Origin of the sequence: Mycolicibacterium iranicum, assembly GCF_014190915.1 — a bacterium.
Lineage (GTDB): Bacteria > Actinomycetota > Actinomycetes > Mycobacteriales > Mycobacteriaceae > Mycobacterium > Mycobacterium iranicum_B.
Genome location: NZ_JACHVU010000007.1, coordinates 43,145 through 59,955, shown reverse-complemented (window position 1 = coordinate 59,955; position 16,811 = coordinate 43,145). Strand labels below are relative to the sequence as shown.

General features: G+C 69.0%; 14 protein-coding genes and 1 tRNA gene. 8 read left to right on the top strand and 7 right to left on the bottom strand.

Going from position 1 to position 16,811, the window contains the following annotated elements:
- Position 1: 1 nt before the first annotated feature.
- The 3 genes from FHR72_RS16135 to FHR72_RS16125 form a co-directional block, all read right to left on the bottom strand.
- Complete coding sequence (locus FHR72_RS16135) at positions 2–778, bottom strand: acyl-[acyl-carrier-protein] thioesterase (RefSeq protein WP_396888467.1); 777 nt, start codon at positions 776–778, stop codon at positions 2–4.
- A 47-nt stretch (positions 779–825) separates the two neighbouring features.
- A complete protein-coding gene (locus FHR72_RS16130) occupies positions 826–1,443 on the bottom strand; it encodes a class I SAM-dependent methyltransferase (RefSeq protein WP_183469795.1) in 618 nt (205 codons plus the stop codon).
- 71 nt (positions 1,444–1,514) lie between these two features.
- Positions 1,515–1,925, bottom strand: a complete 411-nt coding sequence (locus FHR72_RS16125; RefSeq protein WP_183469792.1) for a nuclear transport factor 2 family protein — start codon at positions 1,923–1,925, stop codon at positions 1,515–1,517.
- 60 nt (positions 1,926–1,985) lie between these two features.
- On the opposite strand from FHR72_RS16125, the gene FHR72_RS16120 reads away from it, so the two are divergent.
- The gene (locus FHR72_RS16120) at positions 1,986–2,795 is read left to right on the top strand and encodes a TetR/AcrR family transcriptional regulator (protein WP_311736165.1); all 810 of its coding nucleotides are present in this window, start codon (positions 1,986–1,988) and stop codon (positions 2,793–2,795) included.
- Between the two features lie 59 nt (positions 2,796–2,854).
- Positions 2,855–3,724 (top strand): alpha/beta fold hydrolase, encoded by an 870-nt coding sequence (locus FHR72_RS16115; protein ID WP_183469791.1) that lies wholly within the window; start codon positions 2,855–2,857, stop codon positions 3,722–3,724.
- A gap of 27 nt (positions 3,725–3,751) precedes the next feature.
- Here FHR72_RS16115 and FHR72_RS16110 read toward each other — a convergent pair whose 3' ends face one another.
- From FHR72_RS16110 to FHR72_RS16100, 3 genes are all read right to left on the bottom strand, one after another.
- The gene (locus FHR72_RS16110) at positions 3,752–5,020 is read right to left on the bottom strand and encodes a glycosyltransferase family 2 protein (protein WP_183469789.1); all 1,269 of its coding nucleotides are present in this window, start codon (positions 5,018–5,020) and stop codon (positions 3,752–3,754) included.
- A 98-nt stretch (positions 5,021–5,118) separates the two neighbouring features.
- The gene (locus tag FHR72_RS16105; protein ID WP_183469786.1) at positions 5,119–6,114 is read right to left on the bottom strand and encodes a glycosyltransferase family protein; all 996 of its coding nucleotides are present in this window, start codon (positions 6,112–6,114) and stop codon (positions 5,119–5,121) included.
- Positions 6,111–7,064 carry a WcbI family polysaccharide biosynthesis putative acetyltransferase gene (locus FHR72_RS16100; RefSeq protein WP_311736164.1) on the bottom strand — a complete coding sequence of 318 codons (954 nt, stop codon included), beginning with the start codon at positions 7,062–7,064 and terminating at the stop codon, positions 6,111–6,113. Before FHR72_RS16100 ends, FHR72_RS16105 begins: the two co-directional genes overlap by 4 nt.
- A gap of 101 nt (positions 7,065–7,165) precedes the next feature.
- On the opposite strand from FHR72_RS16100, the gene FHR72_RS16095 reads away from it, so the two are divergent.
- Both FHR72_RS16095 and FHR72_RS16090 read left to right on the top strand, forming a co-directional pair.
- A complete protein-coding gene (locus FHR72_RS16095) occupies positions 7,166–8,230 on the top strand; it encodes a glycosyltransferase family 4 protein (RefSeq protein WP_183469784.1) in 1,065 nt (354 codons plus the stop codon).
- A 22-nt stretch (positions 8,231–8,252) separates the two neighbouring features.
- Positions 8,253–8,888 (top strand): class I SAM-dependent methyltransferase, encoded by a 636-nt coding sequence (locus FHR72_RS16090; RefSeq protein ID WP_311736163.1) that lies wholly within the window; start codon positions 8,253–8,255, stop codon positions 8,886–8,888.
- A 39-nt stretch (positions 8,889–8,927) separates the two neighbouring features.
- Here FHR72_RS16090 and FHR72_RS16085 read toward each other — a convergent pair.
- A tRNA-Arg gene (locus FHR72_RS16085) sits at positions 8,928–9,000 on the bottom strand.
- Between the two features lie 108 nt (positions 9,001–9,108).
- Here FHR72_RS16085 and FHR72_RS16080 point away from each other — a divergent pair.
- Genes FHR72_RS16080 through FHR72_RS16065 form a run of 4 tightly spaced genes read left to right on the top strand, consistent with a single transcriptional unit; the run spans position 9,109 to position 16,721 of the window.
- Positions 9,109–10,596 carry a wax ester/triacylglycerol synthase family O-acyltransferase gene (locus FHR72_RS16080; protein ID WP_183469782.1) on the top strand — a complete coding sequence of 496 codons (1,488 nt, stop codon included), beginning with the start codon at positions 9,109–9,111 and terminating at the stop codon, positions 10,594–10,596.
- 26 nt (positions 10,597–10,622) lie between these two features.
- Positions 10,623–12,323: an HAD-IB family hydrolase/lysophospholipid acyltransferase family protein gene (locus tag FHR72_RS16075; protein ID WP_183469780.1), complete on the top strand. Its 1,701-nt coding sequence runs from the start codon at positions 10,623–10,625 to the stop codon at positions 12,321–12,323.
- The gene (locus FHR72_RS16070; protein ID WP_183469778.1) at positions 12,320–14,671 is read left to right on the top strand and encodes a glycerol-3-phosphate 1-O-acyltransferase; all 2,352 of its coding nucleotides are present in this window, start codon (positions 12,320–12,322) and stop codon (positions 14,669–14,671) included. The genes FHR72_RS16075 and FHR72_RS16070 overlap by 4 nt, the downstream gene beginning before the upstream one ends.
- A gap of 31 nt (positions 14,672–14,702) precedes the next feature.
- Positions 14,703–16,721 carry a bifunctional copper resistance protein CopD/cytochrome c oxidase assembly protein gene (locus FHR72_RS16065; protein WP_183469776.1) on the top strand — a complete coding sequence of 673 codons (2,019 nt, stop codon included), beginning with the start codon at positions 14,703–14,705 and terminating at the stop codon, positions 16,719–16,721.
- Positions 16,722–16,811: the final 90 nt, after the last annotated feature.

Below are 16,811 nucleotides of genomic sequence, written 5' to 3'. Positions count from 1 at the left end.
GTCAGCGTAACGACAGCGCGCGAAGCGCAGCGGCGGCCCGCACCTCGTCGCCGACGCTCAGGGCGATGTGGACCTCGGCGGCGTCCCCCTCGCCGTGTCGGACCCACCGGACGCTGACCTCCTCGCCGTACTTGATCGGCTTCCGGTACTCGACGACGGCACGGTAGGGCGGCGTGCAGATGTCGGGCACGTGGGCCATCACCTCGTGCACGGCGTGCCAGTACGCGGTGTTGGTCACATGCTCGAAGAGGTCGATGTCGGTGCGGCGCAACGCAAAAGGAATCGACTGGTCCGTGGTGTCCGGATCCTGCAGCCACGGACGCCATTTGAGCCGGTATTCGTCCGTCGTGGTCGAGAACCGTTCGATGAGGGAGTCGGTGGCGCGCTGCGGTGTCAGGGTCTTGGCATTGATGGCGATCCAGAAACCCTCGGTCTCGATGCGGCCGCCGTCGCTGCCGACGAGGTCGACGCGCATGGTGCACCACCGTGTCGACAGGGCCGAACACCAGCGACTGAAGGACACCTCGTTCGGGAACTCGATCGGCTCGATCACGTCGATGACGGTGCGCTGGACGAGCCAGTGGGGGTGGTCTTCGGCCTCGCCCGCGTCGACGAGGTTCTCGGCACCGACCTCCTGGATGTAGCGGGCGACACCGTCGAGGCGCAGGTTGAGGTCGCTGCCGATGTCCCCGGTCGCCACGCGCCAGGAGGTGCGGTAGACGTAGCCGGTGTCGGGCTGCTCGGCCAGGCGACGGCGCACCGGGTTCTCGTCGTGGATGGTCATCGGGGGTCAGCCTACGGACCGCGGCGGGGGCCGCGAGGCCGTCATGGCCTCCGCCACCGCAGCAGGTAGCGGTAGTACAGGGCGCGCCGCATGTGGGCGCCGGGAATGACCTCGTCCGCGATCCGCCGGATGTCGGCCAGGCTGTGCTGCGGGGTGGCGACCGCGACGCCGATGTCGCGGGTTTCGCGATGCCACAGCGACCCGATCCGCACTGCGGGCAGGCACAGGCCCGACCACATCCAGTCCACCGGGGACCGGTTGGCGGCGAGTCCCACGATGGCGATCTCCCCGCCCGGCCGCAGCAGGTCGCGCGCCCTGCCCAGCGCGGCACGCAGATCCATGTGGTGGATCGTTGCGACGAAGGCGATCAGGTCGTAGCGCGCGTCGCCGTCGCTGTCCTCCCCGAATGTTCCCTGGGTGACCGTGACGTTCGGAATCTGTCGGACCCGGGCGCGGGCGCGCTCCACTGCGGCAGCGTCGCAATCGACGCCTGTCACCGACCGTGACAGCGGGGCGAGGCGCGCGGCCAGCAGGCCGTCGCCGCAGCCGACGTCGAGCACGTCGCCGCGGTGCTCGGCGGCGATGCGGGCCAGCCAGGGGTGATAGGCGGTGTTGTGGTTCCAGTAGGCGGGCGTGTCGCGACGGTGCGGGCGGGTCACCGCTGGGACGTTTCCACGAACGCGGTCACGGCGGGGGAGCGTTCGCGGGGCGAGTACCGCGCAGCCCTCGTTCAGAACTCGTCCCAGCCGCCCTGCACCATGGTCTGGAATTTCCACTGGCCGTCGCACTTGACCAGCAGGTCGCCGTACCGGACCTGCTGGGTCTGGCCTCCTGCGGTGATGGCGGCGTCCGTGATGACGAAGACGAGATTCGCGTCGACGAAGTGTGGCGTGCGCACCGACTCCATGACGATGTCCTCGGCGCCGCCGACCTGCTCGGTCATCTGCGCGACGAATGTCGCGCGATCGCAGGCCGCGGCATGACCGTCGGTGACCTCGTTGAGGGGGAACATCGCCATGTCCGCCATCGCGCCGACGTCCTTGGCCTCCACGAACGCGTCGTAGCGGCCGAACCACGCCAGCACGGACTCGACGTCGTCGTCGGACGGGGTGAAGCCACGAGCGGTGGACGGGATGGGCATGGAACCTCCTCGAATTGCCGTACTACGTACGACGTACAACGTACGCGAAAACGAGCCGACGTGCAGCACGGCTACGATCTGCGCGTGGACAAACCCGCTCCGACCCCGGACCGGAGCAGCGCCGGGGACCCGGCGCGGACGCTGGAGCTGCTGTGGCGCACACGCGGCGACACCCGCGCGGGCCGCGGCCCCAAGCAGCGCACCAGCGTCGAGGCTGTCGTCGGTGCCGCCATCGGGATCGCCGACACCGAGGGGCTCGCGGCGCTGACGATCCGCGCGGTCGCCGCGCGGCTCGGCATCGCCCCGATGGCCACCTATACCTACGTCCCGGGCAAGGCCGAGCTGCTCGACCTGATGCTCGACGCCGTCTACGGGCAGATGCCGCGTACCGACATCGCCGGATTGCCCTGGCGCGACAGGGTTTCAACCATCGCCGGAGAGAATCGCGACCTGTTCGCCCAGCATCCCTGGGTGGTGCAGCTGGCGACCACCAGGCCTCCGCTGGGGCCGGGGGCGATGGCCAAATACGAGCACGAACTGCGCGCATTCGACGGTCTGGGTCTCTCCGACCTGGACATGGATTCGGCCCTGACCTATGTGCTCGGGTTCGTTACGTCGGTGGCCCGCATCGCGATCGACGCCGACAACGCCCGCGCCGACAGCGGTATGACCGACCGGGCCTGGTGGGACCGTGTGCAGCCGCTGCTCGTCAAAGTCTTCGATTCGCAGCGGTTTCCGCTCGCGGCGCGGGTGGGCGCCGCGGCCGGACAGGCGCACGACAGCGCCTACGACGCCGACCATGCGTTCCGCTTCGGGATGGCCCGGGTGCTCGACGGGCTGGCCCCCGTGATCGACCGCACACGCGGGTAGGGACCGCCGCGGCATCGGGTACAGGCACAGGGACCCCGAGCCGAGAGGACCCGTCGTCCATGACTGCGATCACCGCTTACCGCGGGCCGTTGCGCACCACCAACCTGCACGTCGACGACACCGGCGGTGACGGCCGGCCGGTGGTCCTGATCCACGGATGGCCGCTGAACAGCGACTCGTGGGGCCCGCAGCTGGGAGCTCTGCGCGACGCCGGCTATCGCGTGGTCACCTACGACCGCCGCGGCTTCGGGCGCAGCGACAAACCGCTGGTCGGTTACACCTACGAGAGCCTGTCCGACGACCTGTCGGCGCTCCTGGAGGAACTCGACCTGCGCGACGCCACGCTCGTCGGGTTCTCCATGGGCGGTGGCGAGGTTGCGAGCTATTGCGCCCGCAAGGGCGTGGAGCGCCTCCGCAGTGTGGTGTTCGCCGGCTCGGTGACACCGTTCCTGTCGCACCGCAAGGACAACCCGGACGGTCCCTTGGGCGCGGTGGAGGCCGCCAAGATGGCCGCCTCGCTGACTGCCAACCAGGATGCGTTCTACGACTCGATGATGACGGAGATCTTCTCGGTCGACGGACGGCTCGTGGTCAGCGAGGATCAGCGGCAGCACGCGTTGGCGATGTGCGGTCAGGCTTCCAAGGCCGCGGCGCTGGCCTGTATGGCGGCCTTCGGTGGTACCGACTTCCGCGAAGATCTGCCGAAGGTGACGGTGCCCAGCCTGGTCGTGCACGGTGACCGGGATGCCGTCGTACCGTTCGCCGGTTCGGGCCGGCGCACACACGAGGCGCTGCCGGACTCCCGTCTCCATGTCATCGCCGGCGGACCGCACGGCATCACGGTCAGCCACGCCGACGAGTTCAACGACGTGCTACTGGGATTCCTGGCAGAGCAGTTCGTTGCGGCGCCGGACGTTCAGACACGCTGACCGGGCCGCGCCGACGACCGGACACGCTCACCAGGCCAGCGCCGCGTCGCGCGGCACCACATCCATCCTGAGATCTTCGGCGTCGCACGTGACGGCCGAGCCGAGACGGGCGCGGTCCCTGTCCTCGACGAACCGCACTGGTCCCTGCGACCACCGCCGAGCACGGTGCGCTGCCCAGGACGCCTGGCACACCAGGGTGGCATCGGGATGGCGGACCTCGACGCGCGAGACCCCCGGTGCCTCGAAGTGAGCGAGGACCTCGGCGACCGAATCGCGCGGCAGGACCGGGCGTCCGTGCAGCGTGACCACGAAGCGGCAGCGGGCACGCACGTGCTCGGGCACCGGGCACGCCCGGAGACGGGGGTCCCCGGCGCCCACCGCCTCGACGAGCTCACGACCCCGTGGGCCGCTGACGAACACACCGACATCGCGGTCGAGGAAGCAGGCGGCGGTGCGGACCAGGGACCCGGGGGCGTGGTCTGCGGCATCGACTTCCACAGCGATGTCCGGTATCTCGTAGCGCAGACCGTGGGTGCGCGCGTCCGGGTCGGTGATCAGTCGCGCCATGGCCAGCGCTTCGACATTCTTGCCGGGGACCCGGTCCGCCACGTCGCGACCGGCCCAATCGGGTCCGTTGTGCCAGGCGACAGCGCTCCGTGCATGGTGCAGGACGGCTCCGCAGGCCATCGCTCGGTGGGCGAACTCCCAGTCCTCCCCGCCGTAGCGGTCGAAGGATTCGTCGAAACCTCCGCAATAAGTGAACAATTCGCGACTGCAGCACATCACCGAGCTGATGATGTAGCGGTAGGCGCGGTGGTCGATGTCGAGCAGATCGCGGGTGCGCCCGTAGGCGTCGCTGAGCCATCGCGGCTCGTCGAGCACCTCGGGTGAGGTCTGTCCGGACCACCAGGAATCCAACTGCGCGGGCGTCCATCCGGTGAGGTCGGCGTGCCGACGGCGCCCGACGGCCAGCGCATCGGGCAGCAGGGAGGGCAACCGCACGAGGGAGCTGAGGTAGCGCGGCTCGGGGATGGTGTCGGCGTCCAAAAAGCACAGGATCTCGGCGTCGGTATGTCGCGCGGCGAGGTTGCGCGCCGCAGCGGCGCGAAAGCCCCTGTCCTCTTGACGAACCACGGAGCACCTCAATGGTGCCGCGGAGACGTCGGGCGGTTGCCGGGAACCGTCGTCACCGACGACCACCTCGATGAGGTGGCGGGGATAGTCCTGCATGGCCAGGGCAGCCAGCACCAGATCGAGATCGGCCTGCTGGTCGAAGTACGGTATGACGACAGCCACGGTGGCGGACCGCTGAACATCGTTGTCGGCCAGCAAGTCCCAACGGTTTGCGGGAACAACCCACCGGCCGTCGGTCAGTGGTAAGGGGCCGGCGCCCCTCACGGTCGGCGCATCGCGAAGAAATCGTGGTAGAGCCGGGCCACCCTCTCAGGTGCCGGGCTCAGCACGGTATCGGCGTCCAGCCAGGTGGTGGCGGGTGCGGCGAGCGCCACCCCGATCGCGTCTCGCAACCCGACCGGCGTGTCAGGGTAAAGAGTCAGCGATCCCGGGTTTCGCGACTCGAACTCGACGGTGTAGCGGTTCGTCGCCGCCAGTGGGCGCCGGCCTGCCGACAACCACGAGTTGATGGAACCCGATGCCGACACATGCCTGTGCGCCACCACCGGGACCGCCACCTCTTGCAACATCGGCACCAGGCGGGAATCGGGGACGAACCCCGTCACCTCGAACACCCCGCCCCGGCGTTCGGCGGCCTCCTTCAGCTCGGTCACCAGATCCGCGTGGCCGGGCGAGCTCTCGCCGATGGCGACCACATCGAGCCCGGCGAACTCGGCCGCGGCCGCCAGCACCTCGGCATGCCCCTTGCCGGGGTAGAGGTAGCCGAACACCCCGACGCTACGACGTGGGCGACCGGCCGGCCGGGAGGTGACGCGCGGGGCGATCGGCAACGGTATCACCGCGACCTGTGAAGCATGTATCCCGCTGTCGCGCATCAGTTCCCGCTCGTGGTCGCTGCTGACGGCGATGCCGTCGCACGCGTCCGCGACGGCGGCATACGCCGCTGTGCGGCGGCTGAAATTCGTTCCGTCGGAGGGCTGCGGCAGGTCGTGCAGCGTCGCGGTCACGCGGCCCGGGTGGGCGGCGGCGAGCGAGGTGACCAGCGCGGCAGCATCTTCGGGGCAGGTGCCGAACAGGCGGTCGGTGAACTGGAGGTGGATCGCCCCGGCGGCGCCGGCGGTCGTCAGGGAGCCGAAATGGGCCGCCCACTGACGCCGCACGGCGAAGCCCGCTGCCTGCATCATCTCGTGCAGGTCCCAGCCGAACCGGACGACCCCGTGCGGGCGCGGACCGACGAGGAGGTGGGTGAGTGTCACGCCGTCGCCCTGCTCGTGAGCAGTCCGAGGATGTCCATGACAGCCCCGTGCCGGTCCACGGCGAGGTCGAGGTAATCGGGATTGAGCTGATACCAAGACAATTGGGTGTCGTGGACATGGTCGGCGGCGATGGTCTCGCCGTGCTGGACCCAGTGCGTGCGGGGCGCGGCGTCGATGCCGTGGGCGGAGAGCACGCGGGTCTCGAGGGGTGCGTACACCGAACCGAGCAGCGTGCGTGCGATCGTCAGCGCGTTCGGCGGCACCCCGGCGTGATCGAGAATGCGCCGGCCGAGGGCTTCCAGCACGGGATTGCCGGGGTGGTTGATCGTGTGGGCGGCCTCGGCTCCCGCGCCCGCCAGGACATCGGAGACGGCCACGTCGCAGTCACGCCGTTCCCGCATGGCGAGCTGGTCCCGGCTGAAATCCGCGACCGCCCTGATCTGGTCGGCCGTGACCTCGACATCCCACGGTTCTCCCGGGTGCCGACCGGCGCGGGCGGCGGCGACGGTGCGCAGGTCGTGATAGGGCACCACCGGAGGTACCACCGAGCGGTCCGCCGGATGGCGGACGATGGCCTGGAACGGGTACAGCCCGGCGTAGCGGATCACGGGCCACCGGATGCATCGCCCTGACGGCGAAAGACGCTCTGCAAGTTGAGAAGTACCGATGGGCAGATCGCGGTAATCGGCGCGGACCGGTTGGCTGAGCAGGATCGCGGCCTGCGACAGCAGGGCGTCGAGGTGGGGGAGGTCGCTGCGCTGCAGTTCGTGCACCGGCGGGATGCGGACGGTCCGGTAGGGGCGATCGGACGCGGCGTCGAGCACTAACCGCAAGGCCTCGGCCTGGCAGTTGCCGACGACGATCCACAGTGGCCGGTCGTCACCGGAGGTCGCCTCGGGCATACCGTAGAAGCCGGCGTAATGCCGCCGGCGCCCGATGTCATCGCCCACGCCACCGAGGGTACCCGTCGCCGGTGCGTGGTATATCTCTGGAAGGTCGATCGCCTGTGACAGCGGGCGCAAGCTCTCCTCGACTGTCGAAGGGTTGTGTTGTGATTCGTGCTGCGTCGGTTCCGGCCGGGCATCCCTTCGTGGTCTCCTCCACCGACCCCGACCGCGTCGCACTTTGCCCCGACCCTGTCGTCCCGGGGGCCACGCTGCCCGGCCAGTGGTGGCCGCCGCGCTGGCTCGATCCCGCATACATCAAAGCCAACATCGCCGAGATCGATGTTCTGCACGTGCATTTCGGTTTTGAAACGGTCCCCGTCGCCGATCTGCGCGCGGTCATCGAGACGCTGCGGGCATACCGGGTGCCGCTCGTGGTCACCGTCCACGATCTGGCCAACCCGCACCTGCGCGACCAGTCCCGCCACCGGGAACGGCTCGAGCTGCTGCTGCGGGCGGCGTCCGCGGTCATCACCCTCACGCCCGGTGCGGCGCGGGTGATCACGGACCGCTGGGGCGTGGCGCCCACGGTGCTGCCGCACCCGCACCTGCTGCCCCTCGAGTCGGTCGGTGCGCAGCGGGACCCGGCGCCGGTGCCTGTTGTGGCCATGCACGCAAAGTTCCTGCGGGAGAACGTCGATCCGTGGCCACTCATGGATGCGCTGCTCGCCTCGGGCCTGCCCTCGTGCGGCACCGCGGTGCGCTTCGACATGGACCAGAATGCGACCACCTCCCCCCGTGCGGATCAGGAGGTGTCGGAGCGTCTCGACCGCTACCGGGCCGCAGGCGTCGACGTGAGAATCCACCCACCCTTCACCGACGCCGGGCTCGTCGACTACCTCACCGAGATCGACGTCATGGTCCTGCCGTACCGATTCGGAACCCATTCCGGTTGGGTGGAGGCATGTTTCGACGCAGGAGTGTCTCGGGTTGTCCCTGACTGCGGGTTCTTCCATCAACAGCAGGCGGCGCACCTCTTCGGTTTCGGTCTCGGATATTTCGACGCCCCAGGCCTCCTGCAGGCGGTCGAACGCGCCGTGGCCGAGGCGCGCGAGCGGCCGCACGTGGTCGACCGCAGCCGCTGCGAACTGCGTCTGGCGCAGCGGTCCGAGGTGCGTCACGAAATCGTCAGAATCTATCGACGCGTACTCGACGAGCGGGACGCAGCGTGACGACCGCACACGCTGCGCGGCCGTGGAACAGGAAGTGGTGCTCACAGTGAACGATGCGATGTCAGGATTCGACCGCCCGGTGCACAGCTGGCGCGACATCCCCGGGTGGTTCCAGTGGCGGGCGGGCCAGGAGGAGGCCGTGGCGTTCTTCGCCGACGGCGACAGGTTCGTCGAGGTGGGCTGCTACCTGGGCCGCAGCATCTGCTCGCTGGCTGAGGTGGTGCGCGAGCACGGACGCGAGGTCGACATCATCGGTGTGGACACCGCGCGGGGCAGCGGACCCGAAGGCCCGGCCAACACCGACGCGCACGGCCCGGCCGTCGAGTTCGGCGGAGGCACCATGGCGGGGCTGCTGCATCGCAACGTCATCGCGTGCGGTGCCGCCGACGCGGTGCGTCTGCTGATCACCGACTCCCTGGCAGCGGCCAATCTGTTCCCCGACGAGTCGCTGGCGTGGGTTCACCTCGACGCCAGGCACGACTACGAGAGCGTCTGCGAGGACATCAAGGCCTGGCAACCCAAGGTGCGTTCCGGCGGCTGGCTCTCCGGTGACGACTACGACCAGTGGAACTGGCCCGGCGTCGTGCAGGCCGTGGCCGACTCGCTCGACGGGGCCGCGCCCTGGTGCACCGCGCAATGGCGCTGGCTCAAGCCGTAGGCGGCAACCGGGCGATCAGGAACGGCGCTGACGATGTCGCGCCCCCGGCAGGGATCGAACCTGCGACCGACCGCTTAGAAGGCGGTTGCTCTATCCACTGAGCTACGGAGGCAACGCCGAGGAGTGTATCGCGGGCGTCCGCCGGCGACAGGTGGCAACGGGCGGCACCAGGTACCAAAACCGACAACCCGGCTCAGGTACGCCGACTAGCGTGTGACGCATGAGCAATCTGCCGGACATGGATGCGGCCGGACTCCCGGAGGAACTCAGCCCGCTCGACCAGATCCTGCACCGCGGCGAGGCCAATCCGCGGACGCGCTCGGGCATCCTGACCGTCGAACTGCTCGACACCGCCCCTGAGTGGAACACGTTCCGTACCCGCTTCGAGCATGCGTCGCGCAAGGTGCTGCGGCTGCGCCAGAAGGTCGTCACCCCCACGCTGCCCACGGCCGCGCCCCGCTGGGTCGTCGACCCGGACTTCAACCTCGACTTCCACCTGCGCCGGGTGCGTGTGCCGGAACCGGGCACCATGCGCCAGGTCATGGATCTCGCCGAGATCGCCGCGCAGTCACCGCTGGACATCTCCCGGCCGCTGTGGACCGCGACACTGATCGAAGGGGTGGAGAACGGACAGGCGGCGCTGATGGTCCACCTCAGCCACGCTGTCACCGACGGGGTGGGCGGCGTCGAGATGTTCGCCAACCTGTACGACCTCGAACGCGACCCACCGCCGCAACCGGTTCCGCCGCTGCCCGTTCCGACCGACCTGTCGCCCGGCGATCTGATGCGCAGCGGCATCAATCGTCTGCCCGGCACCGTCGTCGGCGGCTTCCGCAACGCGATCGTGGGCGCCGCGAAGGCCGCCGGGCACGTGGTGCGCGATCCGGTGACGCGTCTCGGCAGCGTCATCGACTACGCGATGTCGGGCGTGCGGGTGGTCGGCCCGGTGGCCGACCCGTCCCCGATCCTGCGCCGCCGCAGCCTGTCGTCGCGCAGCGAGGCCATCGACATCGCATTCGGGGATCTGCACCGGGCGTCCAAAGCCGCCGGCGGCTCCATCAACGATGCGTACCTCGCGGGTGTGTGCGGCGCGCTGAGGCTCTATCACGAGGCCAAAGGCGTTCCCGTCGACTCGCTGCCGATGGCCGTGCCGGTGAACCTGCGATCAGAAGACGACCCTGCCGGCGGCAACAGGTTTGCCGGCGTCAACCTCGCCGCACCCATCGGGCTGGCCGACCCCGAGGTTCGGATCAAGGACATCCACTCGCAGATGAGGAGCAAGCGCGAGGAGCGGGCCATCGACATGGTCGGCGCCATCGCACCCGTCGTCAGCTTCCTGCCCGACACCGTGCTCGAGCAGATGGCGGGCTCCATCGTCAACTCGGATGTGCAGGCGTCGAACGTGCCCGTCTACGCCGGCGACACCTTCATCGCCGGCGCGAAGGTGTTGCGGCAGTACGGACTCGGGCCGCTGCCCGGCGTGGCGATGATGGTCGTGCTGATCTCGCGCTCCGGGTACTGCACGATCACCGCGCGGTACGACCGCGCCGCGGTCACCGATCCGAAGCTTTTCGCGCGGTGCCTGCTGGCCGGCTTCGACGAGGTGCTCGCCCTCGGCGGTGACGGCCGGGCGACGCCGGCGACGTTCGCCGAAGACCCGACACCGCCCAGCGAACCCAGCCGATCGAACGGGAGTGGCCCACAATGAATCCGGAGAGCGCGGGGAACCGTCAGATGCGTCTACCGGGCTCGGTCGCCGAGATCCGGGCGAGTCCCGAAGGCCCCGAGATCGGGGCTTTCTTCGACCTCGACGGCACCCTGGTGGCCGGGTTCACCGGCGTGGTGATGACGCAGGATCGCCTGCGGCGCAGGCAGATGTCGGTCGGGGAGTTCGTCGGTATGGTCCAGGCGGGCCTGAACCACCAGCTCGGCCGCTCGGAGTTCGAAGACCTCATCGGCAAGGGTGCCCGCATGATGCGCGGCAACTCGGTCGATGAGATCGACGAACTCGCCGAACGCCTCTTCGTCCAGAAGATCGTCAGCAAGATCTATCCGGAGATGCGGGAGATCGTCCGTGCACACATGGCGCGCGGTCACACCGTCGTGCTCAGTTCGTCGGCCCTGACCGTCCAGGTCGAGCCCGTCGCCCGGTTCCTGGGGATCACCAACGTGCTGAGCAACCGGTTCGAGACCGACGAGAACGGCCTGATCACCGGCGAGGTGCAGCGCCCCGTCATCTGGGGCCCCGGCAAGGCCCGGGCGGTGCAGGAGTTCGCCGCGGCCAACGGTATCGACCTGTCGCAGAGCTACTTCTACGCCGACGGCGACGAGGACGTCGCGTTGATGTACCTCGTCGGGAATCCGCGGCCCACCAATCCGGAGGGCAAGATGGCCGCCGTCGCCGCCAAGCGGGGCTGGCCCATCCTGCGGTTCAGCAGCCGCAGCGGATCCAACCCGGCCTCGCAGCTGCGCACCGCCGCCGGCATCGCCAGCATGGTGCCGATCGCCGCCGGGGCGCTGGGCATCGGCATTCTGACCGGCAACCGTCGTACGGGCGTGAACTTCTTCACCTCGATGTTCAGCCGCACGCTGATGAGCACCATCGGCATCAACCTGCAGGTCCTGGGCGAGGAGAATCTCACCGCTCAGCGCCCCGCGGTGTTCATCTTCAACCACCGCAACCAGGCCGACCCGCTGATCGCCGGACGCCTGGTCAGCGACAACTTCACCTCCGTGGGCAAGAAGGAGCTGGAGAACGATCCGATCGTCGGGACCATGGGCAAGATTATGGACGCCGCCTTCATCGACCGCGACGATCCGCAGAAGGCGATCGAGGGGCTCAAGAAGGTCGAAGACCTTGCGCGCAAAGGAATCTCGATTCTCATCGCCCCCGAGGGCACCCGGCTCGACACCACCGAGGTCGGGGAGTTCAAGAAGGGACCGTTCCGCATCGCGATGTCGGCGGGCATCCCGATCGTGCCGATCGTGATCCGCAACGCCGAGGTGATCGCCGCCCGCGATTCGAGCACGTTCAACCCCGGCACCGTGGACATCGTTGTGTACCCGCCGATTCCGGTCGACGACTGGACGCACGACAATCTCCCGGAGCGCATCGAGGAGATCCGCCAGCTCTACCTGGACACCCTGACCGACTGGCCGCACGACGAGCTGGTGCTGCCGGAGCTGTACACGCGGGCAGCGCCGGGCCAGAAGACAACCCAGAAGAAGGCGCCGGCGAAGACCGCCCAGAAGGCGGCCCCGAAGAAGGCAGCCCAGAAGAAGGCAGCCCCGAAGAAGGCAGCGCAGAAGAAGGCGCCGGTCAAGAAGGCGACTACCCAGGTCGCGCCGGTCAAGAAGGCGACCACCCAGGTCGCGCCGAGTTCGTCGGCGCAGGGTGATTCGGCGCCGAAGTCCACCGACAAGGGCCGCCGATGAAGATCCGCGCGGACGACATCGCGGCCTACACCGCCGTCGACGACACGCTGGTGCTGGCGTCGGTGTCCTCGCCGGCCGAGGAAGCGCTGCTCAACGACTGGCTGCGGGCCCAGCGCCGGGCGCATCCCGATTCCCGCATCGAGGTGCTGAAGCTTCCCGCCGACGACGATCCGCCGCCTGCGGTACTGGCCCAATTGGTGGAGCTCCTCGAATCCGATGAGGACCGCTCCGTCGTCCCCGTGCGGGTGTTCTGGATTCCCGGCGGTCTGCCCACGCGCTCGAAGGTGGTGGCACTGCTGTCGGGTCGCGACACCTACCGGCCACCGAAGGTGCTGCAGCACAGCATCTTGAAGCGCGACGCGTCGCGCGCCAGGGTCGTCGCGGGAGAGCCCGCCAAGGTCTCGGAGCTGCGTCAGCGGTGGAGCGAGACCACCGTCGCCGAGAACCCGCGGGAGTTCGCCCGTTTCGTGATCCGGCGGGCGATCCTGGCCATCGAGCGCGTCGAATTGCGGCTGTTGGGGCCGGAATACAAGTCGCCGCAACTGATCAAGCCCGAAGTGCTGGCTTCGGCACGGTTCCGGGAAGGGCTCGAGCAGATCCCCGGGGCGACCATCGAACAGGCCGGGGAGATGCTCGACGAGCTCGGCACCGGTTGGAGCCGCTTCTCGGTCGACCTGATCCCGTCGCTGGGCCGGGCGATCTTCAGCAGGGGCTTCGACCCGAACATCGACTATGACCGCGCCGAGGTCGAGGCCATGCGCCATTCGCTCGAATCGCATCCGGCCGTCCTGCTGTTCTCCCACCGGTCCTACCTCGACGGCGCGATCGTGCCCGTCGCCATGCAGGAGAACCGCCTCCCGCCCGTTCACACCTTCGCCGGCATCAATCTCTCGTTCGGGTTCATGGGCCCGTTGATGCGCCGCTCCGGGGTGATCTTCCTGCGCCGCAAGCTCGACGACCCGCTGTACAAATTTGTACTCCGGCAGTTCGTCGGCTACATCGTCGAGAAGCGCTTCAACCTATCCTGGGCGATCGAGGGCACCCGTTCGAGGACGGGAAAGATGTTGCCGCCCAAGCTCGGCCTGCTCGCCTATGTCGCCGACGCCTACCTGGACGGCCGCAGCGACGACATCCTGCTGCAGCCGGTGTCGATCAGTTTCGACCAGCTGCACGAGACCGCCGAGTACGCGCGCTACGCCCGCGGCGGGGAGAAGACCCCGGAGGGGTTGTCCTGGCTGGTCAATTACATTCGGGCGCAAGGGGAGCGCAACTACGGCAAGATCTATGTCCGCTTCCCCGAGGCGGTTTCGATGCGCGAGTACCTCGGTGAGCCGCACGGACCGATGACCACCGACGAAGGCGCCAAACGGCTCGCGATGCAGAAGATGGCCTTCGAGGTGGCGTGGCGCATCCTTCAGGTCACCCCCGTGAATGCGACGGCACTGGTGTCCGCCCTGCTGCTCAGCACCCGCGGGGTGGCCCTGACCCTGGATCAGTTGCACCACACACTGCAGGACTCGTTGGACTACCTGGAGCGCAAACAGACGCCGATGACCAACAGTGCGCTGCGGCTGCGCACCCCCGACGGCGTCCGCGTGGCCGTCGACGCGCTGTCAAACGGCCATCCGGTGACCCGGGTCGACGGCGGCTCGGAGCCCGTCTGGTACATCGCGCCACAGGATGAGCTGGAGGCGTCGTTCTACCGCAACTCGCTCATCGACGCGTTCCTGGAGACCTCGCTGGTCGAACTGGCGCTGGCCTACGCAGCGCGCACCGAATCCGACCGTCTCGAGGCGTTCTGGTCGCAGGTCATGCGGCTGCGCGACCTCCTGAAGTTCGAGTTCTACTTCGCCGACTCGGCGGCGTTCCGCCAGCACGTCGCCGAGGAGATGTCCTGGCATGCGGACTGGGAGAACCATGTCGAAGCCGGCGGCGAGCAGATCGAGGCGCTGCTGCGCGCCAAGCGTCCGGCGATCGCCGGGCCGCTGCTGCGGCCGTTCTTCGAGGCGTATCAGATCGTGGCCGACGTGCTGCTCGACGCGCCTGCCGACCTCGCCGAGAAGGAGCTGACGACCAAGGCACTGGGGCTGGGGCAGCAGTACGTGGCGCAGGGTCGGGTGCAGAGCACCGAGTCGGTGTCGGCGCTGCTGTTCACCACGGCCCGGCAGGTCGCCGCCGATCAGCATCTCCTCGAATCGGCGGCCGACCTCGCCGATCGGCGCAGGGCGTTCCGCGACGAGCTCCGCGGCATCCTGACCGACATGGACAAGGTGGACGCGTACTCGCGGGAGCAGTTCTTCGCCCGCGAGCGCAGCCGCAGGCAGCTCCGCAACGACCCTGTGTCGTAGATCGCGCTCGCCGAGGTCATACGCTGGGTTCATGTCGTCGACGGTCCGCATCGCGCCTTCCCGGGTGCACGCCGCGCCGGTATGGGCGGTGCTCTACGGGATCGCGGCGCTCGCCGGCCTGACTGCGGCGGCGCTGTCGGCGCTGTCGCTGGCCGACGCGCTGACCGCGACCGGGCTGCCCGACCCGGGTCCGGTGACCTCGTACGGACTCCCGTTCGTCAGGGCGGTCGGCGAGATCGCCGCCGTCACGGCGACCGGCGGATTCCTCTTCGCGGCGTTCCTGGTCCCCCCGCAGCCCACCGGGGTGCTGGACGCAGCCGGCTATCGCGCGCTGCGGATGGGCACCGCCGCCTCGGCGGTGTGGGCGGTCTGTGCGGTGCTCATGGTGCCGTTGACGGTCTCCGACGTCAGCGGTCAGCCCTTGTCGACCCGGCTCAGCCCCGCCGACATCTGGTCGGTGGCCGGCCTGATCGACATCGCGGGTGCGTGGCGGTGGACGGCGCTGTTCGCCGTACTGGTCACCGTCGTCAGCATTCCGGTGCTGCGCTGGTCCTGGACCCCGGTCCTGTTCGCCGGTTCCCTGCTCACCTTGCTGCCGTTGGCCCTGTCGGGACACTCGTCGTCCGGTGGCGCCCACGATGTCGCGACCAACAGCCTGCTGATCCACCTGATCGCCGGCGCCGTATGGGCCGGTGGCCTGCTGGCGCTGCTCGTCCACGCCCTTCGGGGCGGTGAGCACGGGGGTCTGGCAGCGCGGCGGTTTTCCACCGTCGCCCTCTGGTGTTTCGTCGCGATGGCGGCGAGCGGCGTGGTCAACGCACTGGTCCGGCTCAGGCTCACCGACCTGGTCACCACGGATTACGGGCTGCTGGTCCTGGCCAAGACAGCAGCGCTGGTGGCACTGGGTGTCCTGGGCTGGCAGCAGCGCCGCAGGGGAGTGACGGCCCTTCAGGCAGACCCCGCCGCACGCAGTCCGCTGATCAGGTTCGCGCTGGCCGAGGCCGTCCTGTTCGGGCTCACCTTCGGCGTCGCGGTGGCGCTGGGCCGGACGCCGCCGCCACCGCCGCTGGATACCGACCTGTCGATCCCCGAGGTGGAGATCGGCTACGACCTCGCCGGTCCGCCGACGGCGGCGCGGTTGCTGTTCGACTGGCGGTTCGACCTCGTGTTCGGCACCGCGGCGATCGTGCTGGCGCTCGTTTATCTGGCCGGGGTGCGCAGGCTGCGACGCCGCGGCGACGCCTGGCCCGCGGGCCGGGTCGCGGCCTGGCTGCTCGGCTGCGTGGTCCTGTTATTGGCCACGTCCTCGGGCATCGGCCGGTACATGCCGGCGATGTTCAGCCTGCACATGATCGCCCACATGCTGCTGTCCATGCTCGCCCCCATCCTGCTGGTGCTCGGCGCACCGGTGACGCTGGTGCTGCGCGCCCTTCCGACGGCCGGGCGCAACGGCGCACCGGGCCCGCGCGAATGGCTGCTGGCCGCTCTGCACTCGCGGGTGTCGCAGGTGCTGACCAACCCGTTCGTCGCGACCGCTCTGTTCATCGTCGGGTTCTACGGGTTGTACTTCGGCGGCATCTTCGACGCCGCGGCGGGCAGCCACGCCGCGCACCTGGCCATGAACCTGCACTTCCTGCTCAGCGGCTACCTGTTCTACTGGGTGGTCATCGGGGTGGACCCGACACCGCGGCCGATTCCGCACCTGGCGAAGCTGGGGATGGTCTTCGCGTCGTTGCCGCTGCACGCGTTCTTCGGGGTGGTGCTGATGGGCACCCAGTCGGTGATCGCGGAGAGTTTCTACCGTTCCCTGCAGCTGCCCTGGCACACCGACCTGCTGGGCGATCAGCGGCTCGGGGGTGGAATCGCTTGGGCGGCAGGCGAAGTCCCGCTGGTGGTGGTGCTGATCGCGCTGTTCGTGCAGTGGCGGCGCACCGACGACCGCACTGCCAGACGGATGGATCGGGCCGCTGACCGGGACGACGACGCCGATCTGGCCGCCTACAACAACATGCTCGCCGAACTCGCGCGGCGCGAGCGGGAACGAAGCTGACCGGCCAACATCTTTTCAGCTGTTCAGATATTCAGGTGTCGTGTAGCGTCGACCGTGCGGGCCGGCCCCGGCGGCACCGATGCAGCACAT

Excerpts from the sequence above, each read along its gene's own strand:
- FHR72_RS16065 (WP_183469776.1), top strand. The coding sequence starts at position 14,703 with ATGTCGTCGACGGTCCGCATCGCGCCTTCCCGGGTGCACGCCGCGCCG.
- FHR72_RS16080 (WP_183469782.1), top strand. The coding sequence starts at position 9,109 with ATGAGCAATCTGCCGGACATGGATGCGGCCGGACTCCCGGAGGAACTC.
- FHR72_RS16075 (WP_183469780.1), top strand. The coding sequence starts at position 10,623 with ATGCGTCTACCGGGCTCGGTCGCCGAGATCCGGGCGAGTCCCGAAGGC.
- FHR72_RS16125 (WP_183469792.1), bottom strand. The coding sequence starts at position 1,925 with ATGCCCATCCCGTCCACCGCTCGTGGCTTCACCCCGTCCGACGACGAC.
- FHR72_RS16070 (WP_183469778.1), top strand. The coding sequence starts at position 12,320 with ATGAAGATCCGCGCGGACGACATCGCGGCCTACACCGCCGTCGACGAC.
- FHR72_RS16115 (WP_183469791.1), top strand. The coding sequence starts at position 2,855 with ATGACTGCGATCACCGCTTACCGCGGGCCGTTGCGCACCACCAACCTG.